Origin of the sequence: Parabacteroides sp. D25, assembly GCF_000307475.1 — a bacterium.
GTDB classification, from domain to species: Bacteria; Bacteroidota; Bacteroidia; order Bacteroidales; family Tannerellaceae; genus Parabacteroides; species Parabacteroides distasonis.
Map to the genome: position 1 here is coordinate 592,213 of NZ_JH976502.1, position 16,353 is coordinate 608,565.

General features: G+C 45.8%; 13 protein-coding genes. 7 read left to right on the forward strand and 6 right to left on the reverse strand.

Annotated features, from left to right (window positions below; all coding sequences use genetic code 11):
* Positions 1–13: 13 nt before the first annotated feature.
* The 4 genes from HMPREF0999_RS09435 to HMPREF0999_RS09450 all read left to right on the forward strand — a co-directional run bounded on the left by HMPREF0999_RS09435 (position 14) and on the right by HMPREF0999_RS09450 (position 4,895).
* Positions 14–1,498, forward strand: a complete 1,485-nt coding sequence (locus tag HMPREF0999_RS09435) for a TolC family protein (RefSeq protein WP_009018188.1) — start codon at positions 14–16, stop codon at positions 1,496–1,498.
* A gap of 9 nt (positions 1,499–1,507) precedes the next feature.
* A complete protein-coding gene (locus HMPREF0999_RS09440) occupies positions 1,508–2,878 on the forward strand; it encodes a sigma-54-dependent transcriptional regulator (RefSeq protein ID WP_009275801.1) in 1,371 nt (456 codons plus the stop codon).
* A 12-nt stretch (positions 2,879–2,890) separates the two neighbouring features.
* Positions 2,891–4,192, forward strand: a complete 1,302-nt coding sequence (locus tag HMPREF0999_RS09445; RefSeq protein WP_005854701.1) for a sensor histidine kinase — start codon at positions 2,891–2,893, stop codon at positions 4,190–4,192.
* 310 nt (positions 4,193–4,502) lie between these two features.
* Entirely contained in the window at positions 4,503–4,895 is a 393-nt protein-coding gene (locus HMPREF0999_RS09450; protein ID WP_005854703.1) for a Dabb family protein, read from the forward strand.
* A gap of 65 nt (positions 4,896–4,960) precedes the next feature.
* On the opposite strand, the gene HMPREF0999_RS09455 is transcribed toward HMPREF0999_RS09450, so the two are convergent.
* Both HMPREF0999_RS09455 and HMPREF0999_RS09460 read right to left on the reverse strand, forming a co-directional pair.
* Entirely contained in the window at positions 4,961–6,058 is a 1,098-nt protein-coding gene (locus tag HMPREF0999_RS09455) for a phosphotransferase enzyme family protein (RefSeq protein WP_005854705.1), read from the reverse strand.
* An 89-nt stretch (positions 6,059–6,147) separates the two neighbouring features.
* Positions 6,148–6,402, reverse strand: coding sequence for a type B 50S ribosomal protein L31 (locus HMPREF0999_RS09460; RefSeq protein ID WP_005854707.1), 255 nt, complete (start codon positions 6,400–6,402; stop codon positions 6,148–6,150).
* Between the two features lie 223 nt (positions 6,403–6,625).
* Between HMPREF0999_RS09460 and HMPREF0999_RS09465 the strand changes: the two genes are divergently transcribed.
* A complete protein-coding gene (locus HMPREF0999_RS09465) occupies positions 6,626–7,624 on the forward strand; it encodes a class II fructose-bisphosphate aldolase (protein WP_005854709.1) in 999 nt (332 codons plus the stop codon).
* Between the two features lie 70 nt (positions 7,625–7,694).
* Here the strand turns inward: HMPREF0999_RS09465 and HMPREF0999_RS09470 are convergent, their stop codons facing one another.
* Positions 7,695–9,701 (reverse strand): hypothetical protein, encoded by a 2,007-nt coding sequence (locus HMPREF0999_RS09470; RefSeq protein WP_009275802.1) that lies wholly within the window; start codon positions 9,699–9,701, stop codon positions 7,695–7,697.
* 89 nt (positions 9,702–9,790) lie between these two features.
* Between HMPREF0999_RS09470 and HMPREF0999_RS09475 the strand changes: the two genes are divergently transcribed.
* Together HMPREF0999_RS09475 and HMPREF0999_RS09480 are read left to right on the forward strand one after the other, a co-directional pair.
* Positions 9,791–10,414: a DUF4923 family protein gene (locus HMPREF0999_RS09475; protein WP_008780164.1), complete on the forward strand. Its 624-nt coding sequence runs from the start codon at positions 9,791–9,793 to the stop codon at positions 10,412–10,414.
* Between the two features lie 6 nt (positions 10,415–10,420).
* Positions 10,421–11,788, forward strand: a complete 1,368-nt coding sequence (locus tag HMPREF0999_RS09480; RefSeq protein ID WP_008780165.1) for an MFS transporter — start codon at positions 10,421–10,423, stop codon at positions 11,786–11,788.
* Here HMPREF0999_RS09480 and HMPREF0999_RS09485 read toward each other — a convergent pair.
* The 3 genes from HMPREF0999_RS09485 to HMPREF0999_RS09495 all read right to left on the reverse strand — a co-directional run bounded on the left by HMPREF0999_RS09485 (position 11,759) and on the right by HMPREF0999_RS09495 (position 16,347).
* A complete protein-coding gene (locus HMPREF0999_RS09485; RefSeq protein WP_005854716.1) occupies positions 11,759–13,903 on the reverse strand; it encodes an HRDC domain-containing protein in 2,145 nt (714 codons plus the stop codon). The two genes, HMPREF0999_RS09480 and HMPREF0999_RS09485, sit on opposite strands and share 30 nt — an antisense overlap.
* A 92-nt stretch (positions 13,904–13,995) precedes the next feature.
* Positions 13,996–14,358 (reverse strand): MmcQ/YjbR family DNA-binding protein, encoded by a 363-nt coding sequence (locus HMPREF0999_RS09490; protein ID WP_005854719.1) that lies wholly within the window; start codon positions 14,356–14,358, stop codon positions 13,996–13,998.
* A gap of 21 nt (positions 14,359–14,379) precedes the next feature.
* A complete protein-coding gene (locus HMPREF0999_RS09495; protein WP_005854721.1) occupies positions 14,380–16,347 on the reverse strand; it encodes an alpha-L-arabinofuranosidase C-terminal domain-containing protein in 1,968 nt (655 codons plus the stop codon).
* Between the last annotated feature and the right edge of the window lie 6 nt (positions 16,348–16,353).

Sequence of the window (16,353 nt, forward strand, 5' to 3'; positions counted from 1 at the left end):
AACTTATACTAAGATGAGAAGGATCTATATAGCGATGTGTTGTCTGTGGGTGGGGATTTCGGGAGTATGTGCCCAAGACAATACGAATAAAGTTCGAATAACCCTGCGGCAAGCGATCCAGATCGCACAGCTTCAATCCGTAGACGCTGCCGTGGCGCTCAATGAGTTGCGAACGGCCTATTGGGAATTCCGTACGCATCGGGCGGATCAGTTGCCGGAAGTGATATTTACGGGGACTCTGCCTTCATATAGCAAGCAATACTCGAAGTACCAGCAATCGGATGGTTCTTATACCTATGTGCAAAACAATGCCTTAGGCTTAAATGGAGAGATCTCTATCGCCCAGAACATAGCCTTGACCGGAGGTAAGATCGCCTTGAATACCTCCTTGGATTTTACCCGTCAGCTAGGTAGTGGCGCTTACAACGAGTTTATGAGCGTACCTGTTAGTTTGACATTGACGCAACCGATCTTCGGCGTGAATGACCAAAAATGGAAACGTCGTATCGAGCCTGTTCGTTACCAAGAGGCTAAGGCCGCTTATATGGAGAACGTGGAGAATGTAACGATCGCTACCATCACGAATTACTTCAACTTACTGTTGGCGGAAGATAATCTGGATATCTGTAATCAGAACTTGCTGAACGCCAATAAACTCTATGACATAGCGGTAGCGAAGCGTAAGATCGGGCATATCTCGGAGAGCGAGTTGATGCGTTTGAAACAGTCGGCCTTGCAAGCGAAAGGTAAGCTAACCGAGGCCCAATCCAATTATAACGCGATGATGTTCAAGCTCCGTTCCTTTTTAGGGATGAGCGAGCAAGACGTGATCGAGCCTGTTCTTCCCGAGGCGATAGAAGGGGTCCGTATGGATTATCAGGCGGTATTGGAGAAGGCTCAAGAAAATAACTCGTTCTCAAAGAATATCATGCGCCGTCAGTTGGAAGCGGATTATGATGTGGCGACCGCCAAAGGAAACCGTCGAAGTATTAACCTGTTTGCCTCCGTGGGTTATACCGGTAAGGATATGTCCATGCGAGGAGCTTACAATCCATTGAAAGATAACCAGATCGTAGAGGTCGGGCTTTCGATTCCTATCTTGGACTGGGGAAAACGGAAGGGAAAGGTAAAAGTAGCCGAATCGAATCGGGATGTCGTACTTTCCAAGATTCGTCAGGAGCAAATGGATTTTAATCAAGATATCTTCCTCTTGGTGGAGAATTTCAACAATCAGGCCGCTCAATTGGAGATAGCCGCCGAGGTGGACACGTTGGCGGAAAAGCGCTACAAGACCTCGATCGAGACTTTCATGATCGGAAAGATCGATATCCTAGACCTGAATGACGCCCAGAGTTCGAAGGATGACGCGAAGCAAAAGCATATCCAAGAACTGTATTATTACTGGCGTTATTTTTATAACATCCGTAGTATAACATTGTATGATTTCTTGAATAATCGTACATTAGATGCCGATTTCGAGGAAATCGTGAAACGATAAATTGATTATATGATACTGATAATAGATGATGATGCGGCTGTTCGTTCCTCGCTTACATTCCTGCTAAAACGTGCGGGTTTCCGGCCGGAGGCGGTTCCGGGGCCGAAGGAGGCCTTGGAGGTAGTCCGTGCCACGGCGCCGGAGCTGATCTTGATGGATATGAACTTCACGTTGACTACCACGGGTGAGGAGGGGATTCAATTATTGAGACAGGTGAAGATCTTTCGTCCCGATGTACCTGTGATCTTGATGACCGCTTGGGGATCGATCTCTTTGGCCGTGCAGGGAATGCAAGCCGGAGCCTTCGATTTTATCACGAAGCCTTGGAATAACTTGGTATTATTAAAATCGATCCGGACCGCCTTGGAACTGAGCGAGCAGAAGAAGGAGGCAAACGCTCCCTTGAACCGTTCGGATGCCGATCATAAATTTCATTTTGATAAGATCGTGGGGCAAAGTGCCGCTTTGATGGATGTCTTGGGGACGGTCTCGCGTATCGCTCCGACAAACGCCTCTGTTTTGATTACCGGCGAGAGCGGTACGGGTAAAGAGCTGATAGCGGAAGCGATCCATGCGAATAGCCCCCGGTCGAAAGAGGCTTTCGTAAAGGTAAACTTAGGCGGACTTTCCCAAAGTCTTTTTGAGAGCGAGATGTTCGGACATAAGAAGGGGGCTTTTACGGATGCGTACATGGATCGGGTAGGGCGTTTCGAGATGGCGAACAAAGGTACGATCTTCTTGGATGAGATCGGCGATTTGGAACTGTCTTGCCAAGTAAAGCTGCTTCGGGTATTGCAAGACCAGACCTTTGAGGTCTTGGGGGATAGCCGCCCCCGGAAGGTGGATATACGGGTCGTAAGCGCTACAAACTGGGATTTACGATCGATGGTGGCGGACCGTACGTTCCGTGAGGATCTTTTTTACCGGATCAATTTGATCACGGTGCATTTACCCGCCTTACGTGAGCGAAGGGAGGATATCCCATTGCTGGCCCGGTATTTCGCGGATAAGCAATCGGAGATCAATGGGCTACCGAGGGTGGAGTTCTCATCGGATGCCCAGACCTATTTAAGCCGTCTCCCTTTTCCCGGTAATATCCGTGAGTTGAAGAACTTGGTGGAGCGGACGATCCTTGTGTCGGGTAAGACGCTTTTGGATACCGCTGATTTCGAGGTTCATTGCATGAATACATCCGGTGCTAAATCGACGATTCCGCCTTCTTTGGAGGGCTTGACCTTGGATGAGTTGGAGAAGCAAACCATCTTACGCTCCTTGGAAGCGCATGGAGGTAATTTATCGCATGTCGCTACGGCGTTGGGAATCAGTCGTGCCGCCTTGTACCGGAGATTAGAGAAATACGGAATCCCGATCGATAAATAAGAAGAGGCAAGGATGAGGCTGAAAGGACTATTCTGGATATTGACGACGCTGCTGTTGACTATATTGGCGGTGGTGACTTATTATGTCTTTTATACGTCTTCTATCCGGATGTTTTTCGCGGTAGAAGCCTTGGTCTTGCTTACGATCATCTATTTATTTGTCTTTTATCGCCGTATCATAAAGCCCTTGCATATCATCGGTAACGGTATGGAGCTGTTGAAAGAGCAAGACTTTAGTTCCCGCTTGGGAAAGGTCGGGCAAACGGAGGCGGACCGGGTGGTCGATGTGTTTAATAAGATGATGGAGCAGTTGAAGAATGAGCGTTTGCACCTCCGGGAGCAAAACCATTTCTTGGACTTGCTGGTCAACGCCTCTCCGATGGGAGTGATCATCTTGAACTTGGATGAGGAGATTCTATCCATGAACCCGGCCGCATGTAAATTGTTTGGCGCGCAAAGCTCGGAGGATATGGTGGGAAAACGTTTTCTTCAACTAGATTCTCCCTTGGCGGAAGAATTGGTACGGGTTCCGATGTATCAAGCGCAAACCGTCCGGTTGAACGACGCTAATATTTATAAATGTACGCATTCCTCATTTGTGGATCGAGGTTTTCACCACCCGTTTTATTTGATAGAGACGTTGACCCAAGAGGTGTTCAAGGCCGAGAAGAAAGCGTATGAGAAAGTGATACGTATGATCTCTCATGAGGTGAATAATACGACCGCGGGTATCACCTCTACCTTGGATACGTTGGAGTCTACTTTCAGCGGGATGGAAGATATGGAGGATGTCTGCGAGGTTTTGCGGGTCTCCATAGAACGCTGCTATAGCATGAGCCATTTCATCACCAATTTCGCCGATGTGGTGCGTATACCCGAACCCCAAAGTCGTCCGCAAGAATTGAACCAAGTGGTGTCCGCTTGTAAACGCTTTATGGAGACAGTTTGCCAGAACCGGAATATCGAGATTGTTATGGATCTGAGCGAGGAATCTCCAGTCGTGAATTTGGATAATTCATTATTCGAGCAAGTCTTGGTCAATATTATCAAGAATGCCGCCGAATCCATCGACCGGGACGGAAAGATCTATATCCGGACGACAGTGCGTCCTACCTGCTTGGAGATAGCCGATACGGGCAAGGGCATCGACAAGGAAACGGAAACGAAACTGTTCAGCCCGTTCTTCTCTACGAAACCGAACGGACAAGGTATCGGCTTGATCTTTATCCGTGAGGTGCTGTTAAAACATGATTGCCGATTCTCTCTCCGCTCTTACGCGGATGGATTGACAAGGTTTAAGATTTGGTTTAGTTGAAATAATCCCTTTATGGTTTGAGGTTTTTCCCTTGTAGGCTAAGGCTGTATTCTTACAGGTGTTAGCCTTTTTGTCTGCTTGTATTCATCATGCAACAGCCGTTGCATGATCATCTACCAACTGTTGCACGATCTTCTACCAGTCGTTGCATGATCGTCCAACAGTTGATAGATGATGGATGTCTCTTGAGGAAAAGTCTAAAGATAGGGATGGAAAGGGCTAAAGGATATGGAGGTTTTGGGCAAGCTGTACTGGATTTTATACTATCTTTGGGCCGTATAAATGCAATAGAAATCTAATCTTGAATATCATGAAGAAAGTAGTATCTGTATTATTTATCCTTGCGATTATCGTATTTTCTGTATTAATGGTAAGCTATTCGAGTGATCAAAAGCCGGAGAAAGTTCTTCGCCATGTTGTTATGTTCGGTTTTAAGCCGGATGTGTCCGAGGCGCAGGTGAAAGAGGTTGAGGATGCCTTTTGTAAGTTGCCTTCTCAAATCGACTTGATCAAAGGATATGAGTGGGGAACGGATTGTAGTCCGGAGGGATTGCAACAGGGCTTGACTCATTGCTTTTTCTTGACTTTTCATTCGGATGCGGATCGGGACGCCTATTTGGTACATCCGGCGCATAAAGCATTTGGCAAGGTGTTAGGAGGGAAGGCATCGGCGGTTACGGTGTTGGATTATTGGACGAAATAAAAAGAATGGGCGGGATGAATCGATGAGTCACCCCGCCCGTTTTTATATTCCTTAGTTACTTTATATTATAACCATTGATTCATGAACTGATCCATCTCTTCCGCATGGGCTTCTAGGCTTTGAAGTAGCTTGAATTGGGCTTTCGTACGGATTAAGTTATGTTTCGGGCTATGGATCTTGTAATAGGTATCGCCGTTGATATAATCGGTTAAGAAACGAACGGTCTGCATATAAGTCAATAAGCGTCCTCCGTAAGGTAGCAATTTGATCTCGGTAGGAGTTAAGAACGCCTTGGCCTTTTCCATGTATCCACGGGTATAGGCTTTGAATATCTCCATATTAACGTTTACGTTATCCAGATTCTCATCGTCCTCGGCACCCGTATTGGCTCCGGTACGGATAAAGTCGCCGATATCGGAAAGGACGAAGCCCGGCATCACGGTGTCCAAGTCGATCACGCAAAGCACCTTGTCGCTATCAGCGTCAAACATCATATTGTTAACTTTTGTATCGCAATGGTTCGTGCGTTTCTTCAATTGGCCCTCACGGTACAGGCGTTCTTGAATGCACATCGCTTCGGCACGTTTCTCGATCTCCTCTACCAAATCTTTCACCTCTTCCAACCGGCCTGCCGGATTAGCGGCTACAGCCTCATGGAATTGTCGCAAGCGGAACTCCATATTATGGAAATCCGGGATGGTCTCGCCCAGCGTACCCTCGGGTATATCGGACAACATGGTCTGGAAATCACCGAACGCTTTGCCAGCCTCATAAGAAAGCTCAGGAGTTACTTCCTCATAGCTTTTGCTGCGAGGGATGAATAGGCATACCCGCCAATAACTATCTCCATCGAAATAATATTTTTTCCCGTCTTTAGTCGGCAAGAAGGTTAATACCTTACGGTCGATATCCGTTTCACCTTTTTCCTCCAGCTTTTTGCGGATATGAGTGGTAACCACATGGATGTTATTTTGCAGCATATCCACATTGGTGAAGATTAAATGGTTGATACGCTGTAGCACGTATTTGATCTCCCCTTTCTCGTTGGTCACTTTCAATGTATCATTAATGTGTCCGTTTCCGAATGGTTCAGCGGAAACTACTTTCTCGTCCAACTGGAACTGATCCAAGATGTTTAGTAATTGTTCTTTCGTTTTTGCCATGATATTTCATTATGTTAACTCCGGCAAAGATACAAAAAAAGGCCACGATACAAATCGTGACCTTTTTTTATTTCTTAAAGAAAGAAATCTTATTTCTTGTTACGGTTACCATAACGGCTCATGAACTTATCAACACGTCCGGCTGTATCGACCAACTTAGACTTACCAGTGTAGAACGGGTGAGAAGTGTTAGAGATCTCGACCTTTACCAACGGATAAGTTACGCCGTCGATCTCGATCGTCTCTTTAGCGTTAATAGTAGAACGAGTGATGAATACATCATCGTTTGACATGTCCTTAAATACTACAGGACGATAATTTTCAGGATGAATACCTTTTTTCATTGCTTTATTATCTATTTTAATTTATACTCTGTATATATTTGGTAACCGGTATTTTGGCTTGCAAAGGTAAGGGTTTGCCACAAACAAACAAAGAAAATCGTATTATTTTTTTCAAGGGCGTTGATTTTGTGTTATTTTATATGCTTTGAAGCATCATTTGTCGTGAATCTTGATTATCTTTGTGCAAGTTTTTAATCATTAACGTAATAACATAATAACAACTATGGTAAATTACAAAGATTTGGGCTTGGTGAACACAAAAGAAATGTTCGCTAAGGCTATCAAGGGCGGATATGCTATCCCTGCTTTCAACTTCAATAACATGGAACAGATGCAGGCTATCATCAAGGCTGCTGTAGAGACAAAATCTCCGGTTATTTTGCAAGTTTCAAAGGGCGCTCGCCAGTACGCAAACGCTACTTTGCTTCGTTACATGGCACAGGGTGCTGTTGAATATGCTAAGGAATTAGGTTGCCCGAATCCTCAGATCGTTCTTCACTTAGACCATGGTGATACGTTTGAGACTTGCAAGAGCTGTATCGACTCTGGCTTCTCATCTGTAATGATCGACGGTTCTCACCTTCCTTATGAAGAGAACATCGCTTTGACTAAGAAAGTTGTTGAGTACGCTCATCAATTCGATGTAACTGTAGAAGGCGAGCTTGGTGTATTGGCAGGTGTTGAGGATGAGGTTTCTTCAGACCACCACACTTATACCAATCCTGAGGAAGTTATCGACTTCGCTACTCGTACGGGCTGCGATTCTTTGGCTATCTCAATCGGTACTTCTCACGGTGCTTATAAGTTCACTCCGGAGCAATGTACGATCGACCCTGTTACAGGTAAGATGGTTCCTCCTCCATTGGCATTCGACGTTTTGGACGCTGTTATGGAGAAACTTCCGGGATTCCCTATCGTTCTTCACGGTTCTTCTTCTGTTCCTCAGGAAGAGGTTGAGACTATCAACAAATTCGGTGGCGCTTTGAAGGCTGCTATCGGTATTCCTGAAGAGTGGTTGCGTAAGGCTGCTAAATCTTCTGTATGTAAGATCAATATCGACTCAGACTCTCGTTTGGCGATGACTGCCGCTATCCGCAAGACTTTCGCTGAGAAACCGGCTGAATTCGATCCTCGTAAATATCTGGGCCCGGCTCGTGATAACATGGAGAAACTTTACAAACACAAGATCATCAACGTTCTTGGTTCTAACGACAAGTTATAATCGGAAGTTTCTTGATATAAATAAAGAAAGCCATCTCGGTATCGGGATGGCTTTTCTTTTGGTCTGTAGTTTAGTCTTTTAATACCTTACGAAGCGCTTCCAACATCGGATCTACGGTAAGATCGTTGCCGGTAGCTTGCTTGATCCACACATTCGGGGTGAGGCGGCCTTGCTTGAATATCCGGCTAACCTCATTCGCGAAATCCTTGCCATTGAGGTTGTTCTCTAGCTGGAACTCGATAATCTGTCCGAAAGCGTAGGCGGAAAGGTAGAGCGGATAACCGATCATATGGGAGTAAATCGCTAGAACGGTCTCGTCTTTTACACCGAATACCGGAGCGTAATACTTATTCCAGATTTCCTTGGAAAGACGGATCACGGCCTCCTGCAATTCCCCGGCGGTAGCGTTAGGATGTGCGTACATCCATTTCCATACGGAGATATCCAGCATGGAAACACCGCAAATCTCATACATGCTCCATATCTTATCCAAGATATCCATCTTTTCTTTTTCCGGATTCTCGTCTTTTATGCCCAGTAACTCAAGGTCTCTTTTCTGGAAGACAAAGGCCAGCGCTTCGGTGAAAGCCGTATTGGGAACTCCGTTGAGCATATAATAATCGACATCATATAATGAGATCGTTTGCTCTACGTTATGTCCGAACTCGTGGATGGCGATATTATATCCTTTGTAATCCATCCCTTGTGAAGGGATACGGGTACGTAAACGGGAACGCTGGCCTTTCATGGAGGCTCCCCACGCATGACCGGAACCACGGGCGGGATCGACTGCGATCTTATCCGCTAGATATTGGGCACGATCGGGGCTGAATCCTAGTTTCTGTAATATTTCCGGTAGCTTCTTTTCCATCGTTACCGCATCGGGATACAGGGTACGGGTTTGCTCGTTTAGCTTGTTCTCGTCCAGATTGCTACGGGCCTTGAAGCCATCGTACCATATATCGTAGGCTTCCAGTTTGCGTCCGAGGCGTTTGGAGATGATTTTCCCCACTTCCTTTAGTTCGGGGGCGGAAAGGAATTGATCGAACAGGGCTTCTACATCGTTGACATCTATTTCCATATCTTCCGTGAACTTACGGTCTATATAGGTGTTTCCCGTATATTTGTCTATACGCTGCATGGCGTTGAAGTTATTCAACATTTTCTGATAGCGGGCCGGGCTTTCAGGGGTACCTTCTAGTTCATTTCCTGCTTGAGATAACGTATTGGCGTACGGGTTCCATTCGTAACGATCCGAGTTGATCACCTCTTTCGGGATTTCTTGCGAGATGATTCGCTTCATGATCTCATATACCATCCGTTGTTTTTCCAATCCCTCTTTTCCTTTGTTATAATTGGCCTTGATCTCGTCGCGAAGGTTCCAATGGCAAAGTAAGCGCATGTCGGAGGGGAAAATGGTTTTTCCTTTAGGAGTTAGTAAATGCCCCATATAGATATTATAATCCGCTATGTAAATATCCGCGTCACTTTCCGTATCTGCGGCGGCTTGCTTTACTTCCGCCGGTATCCGTTCCGTAAACATATCGCCTAGCCGGGCGTAGGCCCATGCTTTACGGTCATTCCCTAACGCCTCTTTCTCCTTGAGAGTAAGTTGGGGAAAGTTGAGGGCGATGATGAAGCCGATCTTGTTGGCGTATAGATCGTCCATTAGGTGGGAACTGGGGCTGTAGGATCCGAATTTCTCATCGATGGCGTGTAGAGGTCCGGTATCTAGGTTCAAATTTCGTTGCAGACAGAGTACCATCTCGTTGAAATTGCCATTGATACCTTCAATATACTCGCTGATCTTGAGGAAAACTTGGTCTTTTTCGGCGGGATCGGATAGATAATTCTCCCGGCAGAAGGTTTGAAACGCTTGCTCATCCCCATCGGAGGTTTGCCAGAGGCGGGCTACTTGCTCGACACCCTTCGTGATTCCTGCTTGATTCTTAGCGTCCTTGGCTATTAGCTCGTCAATCGTAGCTTTTACGATAGAAGGCTGGATGCTGGCTTGCCCTTGCATAAAGCTAAAGGCGCAGGCCAGTAACATACAAATACGTACGACTTGCTTTCTCATGGTATGTTTGTATAAAGTTATTTAAAACAAATGTATGAATAATATTCGTATCTTTGGCCGATTTTTCTAATTGAGTAAAAAACAAAGAGATGAAAAAGTTACTATGTATGTGGATGGTCGTATGCGGCCTTTTGTTGATTCCCGGAAACATGAAGGGACAGTCCTTGAAAGATATCTTAAATTCATCTGCCGTAAAGAACGCCGTGACTTCTGTCACCGGAGGGAAAGCCGTGACTTTCGAGAATTTACAGGGAACTTGGATGTATGTGAACCCTGCCCTGCAACTGGAAGGTGATAATGCCTTGAAGAATGTAGCGGGAAGCTTGGCTGCTACCGAGGCAGAGAAGAAAATGAAGGAATATTGCGCGAAAGTAGGTATCGTGGAAGGTGTATTTAATTATGTCTTTAATTCGGATAGTACGTTTACGAGCGCGTTGAAAAGGGGAAGCCTGAAAGGTACTTACTCGGTGAGTCCGGAAGATAAAACGGTGACGTTACGGTATACGGTGGGTAATAAGAAGCTGACCGTTTCTACGCTTACCGCCCATGTCGTCCTTTCTGGTAATGAGTTGACATTGCTTTTTAACGCGGATAAATTACTGAAGTTCTTGAGCACGGTTTCTTCTATATCCAGCAATACGACCTTGAAAGCTATCAATAAGTTGGCAAGTGAATATGATGGCATGATGCTGGGTTTCGATTTGAAGAAATAATGTAATATGATACGATTTATACCGAGGCGTTATTGGGCAGTAATAGCGGTTGCGTTGGCATTGACCATGTCCGTGTTGGACGGCACGATTGTCAACGTGGCGCTTCCTACCTTGTCCCGTGAATTCGGGACATCCCCTTCCTCCACGATCTGGATTGTCAACGCTTATCAGCTAACGATTACGATGTCTCTTTTATCGTTCTCCGCTTTGGGAGATATTTATGGATATAAGCGGATTTTCTTGATCGGGACGACAATATTCTGCTCAACGTCATTATTTTGTGCCTTATCCTCGTCTTTCGCCATGTTGACGGTCGCGAGAATATTGCAAGGGATCGGAGCCTCGGCTATCATGAGCGTGACGACCGCTTTACTTCGTATTATTTATCCTCCACAATATATAGGGCGGGGAATGAGTATCAATGCCATGGTCGTGGCGGTATCGATTGCTGCCGGGCCGTCGTTGGCGGGCGCTATCTTATCAGTCGCTTCTTGGAATTGGTTGTTCGCTATCAACGTACCTTTAGGGATTTGCGCGATTATAACGGGTTATTTTCTTTTGCCTCAAAATCCTTGCAAGGATGGGCCGAAACGAAAGTTTGATAAGATCGGTGGAATCTCGAATGCCCTGACTTTCGGATTGCTGATTTATTCGTTGGAAGGCATCGCCCATCATGAGAACTGGAGAATGATCGCTTTACAGGTTCTTCTTCTATTGGTGATCGGAACATTTTTTATCCGCAGGCAACTACGGCAGGAGGTTCCGATATTGCCATTGGACTTGATGCGGATTCCGATATTCGCCTTGTCCGTATTATCCTCGATCACTTCATTTACGGCACAGTTGTTGGCGATGGTATCATTACCCTTTTATTTGCAAAATGTGGCCGGAAGAAATGAGGTGGAGACGGGGCTGCTGTTGACTCCTTGGCCGGTAGCGACGATCTTGACCGCTCCGGTAGCCGGGAGGCTGATCGAGAAATATCATCCCGGATTGTTAGGCGGTATCGGAATGGTGGTGTATGCGACCGGACTTCTTCTATTGGCTTTATTGCCGGGGCAACCCACCAATATGGATATCGCTTGGCGATTGATGCTTTGCGGTATGGGTTTCGGCCTGTTCCAGACCCCGAATAATAGCACGATGATATCGGCCGCCCCTCGTTCCCGGAGTGGCGGGGCGAACGGTATGCAAGGTACGGCACGACTGTTGGGGCAAACGCTGGGGACGACATTTGTCGCTTTGATCTTTAGTGTTACCTCTGCCACCGATAGTATGCCGGTTTGTATGTATGTAGCGATCGGTTTCGCTTTAGTCGCCGCTATCGTGAGTTGTCTCCGTATCTCACAGCCCGTTCCCATGCGTGGAAGGTGAGTAGGAAGATACGATTTCTAATAGGGTCTCACCGTAGTTCTCTATGATCTTTTTGCCGATTCCGGGTATCTTCAACAGTTCTTTCGAGTTCGTGGGCAAAGTGTTGCAAACGCCAATTAAGGCTTTCTGTTGCAAGATCGTGTAAGGAGGCAACTCCTTTTCTACGGCAAGCTCGTATCTCCATTGTTTCAAACGGGCATATAGCTCAGGATGTAAGACATCCGTGGAGACGGGGATCTTTTCCGCTTCCGTCGATTTCCGCGTCGATTTCTGCTTGCTGGCAACAGCCGACTCCTCAATGTTCGCTTTAGCCTTGGCGGATAGATAGTCGATGAGACGAAAACCATCTTGGCAGGCTTTTAATGTAGCGACCTTGATCGTAAGCTCATCGCTGAAAGCTTTTAATGCGGATGTAAATGCCTTACGGGCCTCTTTATTGTCGATCTCTACATCGGAAGCCTCTATCAAAGGGAGGCAATAGGTCTCGATCTTTTCCAGAAAGTAAGCGCAACCTTTTCGGATGCGGTCTTGTATATGCTCGTCCGTATCATAGAGATTCGTGCTGGAGATCATACGGGTGAGTTGCTGGCAGAAACGTTCGCCTACTTCTACTATATCCGAACGGAAATAATCCCGTACCCGGGGATATTGGTTGCTTAATTCCGGGTATAGTTTTTGCAGATGGGTGTATGCCGCGTAAGATGTATATTGCAACTTTTGTTGTACGGGATTGAAGTCGAATAGCTCGGTTGCCAATCTCAAATAATACTGTTGTTGGGCTTGACGCAGTTGGTCTTCACACGGTTGACGCTCCGAGAGGGAAGAGGTATAACTTAATATCTTCTCATCGCTAATCATGGCGTTTCGAGTGATCGGGCTACTTAATACCATTCCTTCCAATGTCTTGCAACGGCTCAAAGCAACGTAGACTTGTCCGTGTGAGAAGGCGGCGGATGCGTCGATGATGGCATGCTCGAAAGTCAAGCCTTGGCTTTTATGGATCGTGATCGCCCAAGCGGTTTTCAGTGGGTATTGGCTGAAAGAGCCGGCGATTGTCTCCGTGATATCCTTCGTGTTCTCGTCGATCGTATATTTCACGTTTGTCCATGTCTCCCGGTCTACGGTGATATCGTTTCCTAATTCGTCGGATACGATAATCTTGCTCGGGCTGATGAAGACAATTCGGCCGATCTTTCCGTTATAATATCGCCTTTCGCCGGAAGAGTCGTTTTTTACGAACATGACTTGAGCGTCTTGCTTTAGCTCCAATACCTCGTCGGTCGGGTAGGAGTAAGCTGGAAAGTCATCCTTGATCTCCGCCTTGTACGTATAAGCCGGGCCGGGTAATTCTTGCAACTTCCGGTTATTGATTTGCTGGGCTTGATAATTATGGGTTGTCAGCGTGATATAACCTGCTTTGTCATTTGGTTTAAAATTGGGGATATAACGTTGGTTTAAGGTGTGTAGCGTATTCTCGTCGAAGCGGTTTTCCCGGATATTGTTCAATAAGCGTACGAACGTATCGTCCGCTTGGCGATATACTTGAGTTAATTCGATGCAAAGATAATCACTTTCGGAAAGAGCCTTACTGTCAAAAAAGAAGGGAGAGGCGTAATGTTCTCTCAACAAATTCCATTCGTCCTCCTTCGCTACGGGGGCTAATTGTTGTAAATCTCCGATCAATAATAATTGAACGCCCCCAAAGGGTTTATTCCTATCCCGATAACGACGTAGCATATCACTGATAGCATCCAGCAAATCGGCACGTACCATACTGACCTCATCAATCACGAGCAGGTCCATACTACGGATGATATTGATCTTATCCCGGCTGAATTTATGAGAATAGGATTTATTTTGCCCGGAGGCCATTTCGCTACCCGGTATATACGGTCCGAAAGGTAGCTGAAAGAAGGAGTGAATGGTTACCCCTCCCGCATTAATCGCCGCCACTCCGGTAGGTGCTACCACAATCATCCGTTTTGGGGAAGTCTCTTTAAGTTTTTTCAAGAATGTGGTCTTTCCTGTTCCCGCTTTTCCGGTAAGGAAGATGTTGGTTCCGGTATTTTCCAGATAGTTGAAGGCAAGGTCCAATTGTAAATTCGTCTGCATCATATTTAAGCTGTTTAGGTGAATTCACAAATGTACGTATAATCTTTCAAACGTCCTTCTCAAATGGAAAATAAACGGAGTAACTGCGCTAAAATCTACATCCCTTTTTCCTTTTTAGGAAGAGATTGATATACGATATCGTAGGATTGTTTTATAAGCTCTTTGATCTTGTTGTCGGGTACATCTTGATTAAAATAGACACTAATCCAGTATTTTTTATTCATATGCCAACCGGGTGTTATGCCAGAGTATCGAGCTTGCAACTCTCCCGATTCATTCGGGTCACATTTGATACAGCAAAAATCAAATACTTCGATATTTACGAAGCAGAACCATTTACTTCCTACATAAAAGCAAAGAACGTCCCGACTGTATTTATCAGGAACATTCGTGAAAGGCATTTTTTCATAAACACCATTCAACGAAAGGCAATATTCCCTAAACTCTTCAATATTCATAACATTCGTATGTATGATAGATTATAGCGATATCCTATAGACTAAGAAACTCAATGGTTGGACGGAGACTTCAGTAGCGGGAGCCTCTAGTTCCACCGCTGATTCAATGGGTATGACTGTTTCCGGTTTACCCAATGTGTTCTTCGCTTCTAAGTCTGAGGCATGTAAGACCATCAACTTTCCTTTATGCTTGCCGGATGAGATTCCGTTTAGGTTTAATTGGATCTTTTTGCTCTGGATGCCGGTATTGACGATTTTGATGATGAGCTCGTTTGTGCCTTTGTCGAGGGCGGCTGTGGCGAATAGCTCGCTTTGCCCGGTAACGGCTTCTTTGTTCATCGTCAGGGGCAATACGTTTGTTCCGGCATTGTGCCCGTATAATTGTTGTACATAGTAGTTAGGAGTTTTCACGATGTTTAGGTTGTTGAACCAGATTAAGTCCGGACGCCATTGCCACGCATCGACATGTGCGAATAAAGGGGCGTATGTACATAATTCCACCACGTCGGCATTCCGTTCAAGACCGGTCATAAACGCAGCCTCGCATAATGCGGTCAGGAAGCTATTCTCCCGGTTAGTCGGGTGGCAAGCATATTCACCGGCGAACACTTTGGGGCCTTGCCGATCATACGAATCATATCGTTTGGCACTATTTAGGAACCATTCCGGTGAGCGATAGAAATGTTCATCCACCAGATCTACTTTTAAGCGTTTCATCTCCGGCCATAGATATTCGAAATCTTTTCCTTCCGAATCAGGACCGGAACTGCCGATGATTTTGATCTCCGGATATTTGGCTCGGATGGCTTTCACGAATGGTTCGAGGCGTTCGGGATATAATGGTCCCCATTGCTCGTTGCCGATAGCGATAAATTTCAGATTAAAAGAAGCCGGATGCCCCATATCCGCACGCACTTTGCCCCATTGGGAGGTAATCGGGCCATTGGCGAATTCGATTAAGTCCAAGGCATCGTCTATATAAGGTTGTAATTTATCTACCGGCACATGCTGGTCCATACCCTCATTCTCAAACTGGCATGACAGCCCGCAATTCAATACAGGCAGGGGCTCGGCTCCGATATCTTCGCTTAATTGGAAATACTCAAAGAATCCCAAACCGTAAGATTGATAATAATCCGGGAATTTCTTGTGAGGAAATGTATAATTCCATCGGCTGATATTGATAGGCCGGTTCTCTACGGGGCCTACCGTATTTTTCCATTGGTAGCGTGTGGCGATGGTTGTACCCTCAACGATACATCCACCCGGGAAACGAAAGATTCCCGGCTTTAGATCTTTCAACGCTTGTGCCAGATCGCGGCGTAGGCCGTTCGTGCGATTGTTGAATGTTTTTTCCGGGAAAAGGGAGATATGTTCCATATCCAAAGTACCTGCCGTTTCCATCGTGATGCGTAGGCGTGATTTAGCCTCGGTAGCTTTGGGAGACAAGATAACGGAATATTTCTTCCAGTCTTTTCCTTTTATCTCTAGGTGTTGTGTCTCATAAATATCGTTATCCCTGTTTACTAATTCAATACGTAGTTTGATCGGGTTATTGGTCTCGGTACGGGCATATAAGGAAAAGTCGTAATTTTCGTCAGCCTTTATACCGATACCTTTGAAGCCTTCGTTCTCCAGACCGGTTCCGGTGATTTGCCCGGTATAAGTCAGGTGTGCGTAATGGGGGTTTTTGTTGAAACAGGGATTCTTCTCAGCTATACTTACATCGCCGAAAGGCTCCCAACCTCCCCATGGATTCTCAAACTCGAAGGAGCGGTTCTTGATTAGCTCCGCATACAATCCTCCATCTGCCCCGAAATTGATATCCTCGAAGAAGATTCCATACATGGTTGACTGGATAGGCGAGCCTACTTTCTGTATATCGATGTCAAACTCATGGACAGGAACGATGTCTTGTGCGGTCATGCAGTTTACACCTACACTTAAGAGGAATAAAGCCGCGGTTTTTTTCATGTTCTTTCTTCTCATATTCTA

Excerpts from the sequence above, each read along its gene's own strand:
- HMPREF0999_RS09435 (WP_009018188.1), top strand. The coding sequence starts at position 14 with ATGAGAAGGATCTATATAGCGATGTGTTGTCTGTGGGTGGGGATTTCG.
- HMPREF0999_RS09440 (WP_009275801.1), top strand. The coding sequence starts at position 1,508 with ATGATACTGATAATAGATGATGATGCGGCTGTTCGTTCCTCGCTTACA.
- HMPREF0999_RS09445 (WP_005854701.1), top strand. The coding sequence starts at position 2,891 with ATGAGGCTGAAAGGACTATTCTGGATATTGACGACGCTGCTGTTGACT.
- HMPREF0999_RS09450 (WP_005854703.1), top strand. The coding sequence starts at position 4,503 with ATGAAGAAAGTAGTATCTGTATTATTTATCCTTGCGATTATCGTATTT.
- HMPREF0999_RS09455 (WP_005854705.1), bottom strand. The coding sequence starts at position 6,058 with ATGGCAAAAACGAAAGAACAATTACTAAACATCTTGGATCAGTTCCAG.
- HMPREF0999_RS09460 (WP_005854707.1), bottom strand. The coding sequence starts at position 6,402 with ATGAAAAAAGGTATTCATCCTGAAAATTATCGTCCTGTAGTATTTAAG.
- HMPREF0999_RS09465 (WP_005854709.1), top strand. The coding sequence starts at position 6,626 with ATGGTAAATTACAAAGATTTGGGCTTGGTGAACACAAAAGAAATGTTC.
- HMPREF0999_RS09470 (WP_009275802.1), bottom strand. The coding sequence starts at position 9,701 with ATGAGAAAGCAAGTCGTACGTATTTGTATGTTACTGGCCTGCGCCTTT.
- HMPREF0999_RS09475 (WP_008780164.1), top strand. The coding sequence starts at position 9,791 with ATGAAAAAGTTACTATGTATGTGGATGGTCGTATGCGGCCTTTTGTTG.
- HMPREF0999_RS09480 (WP_008780165.1), top strand. The coding sequence starts at position 10,421 with ATGATACGATTTATACCGAGGCGTTATTGGGCAGTAATAGCGGTTGCG.
- HMPREF0999_RS09485 (WP_005854716.1), bottom strand. The coding sequence starts at position 13,903 with ATGATGCAGACGAATTTACAATTGGACCTTGCCTTCAACTATCTGGAA.
- HMPREF0999_RS09490 (WP_005854719.1), bottom strand. The coding sequence starts at position 14,358 with ATGAATATTGAAGAGTTTAGGGAATATTGCCTTTCGTTGAATGGTGTT.
- HMPREF0999_RS09495 (WP_005854721.1), bottom strand. The coding sequence starts at position 16,347 with ATGAGAAGAAAGAACATGAAAAAAACCGCGGCTTTATTCCTCTTAAGT.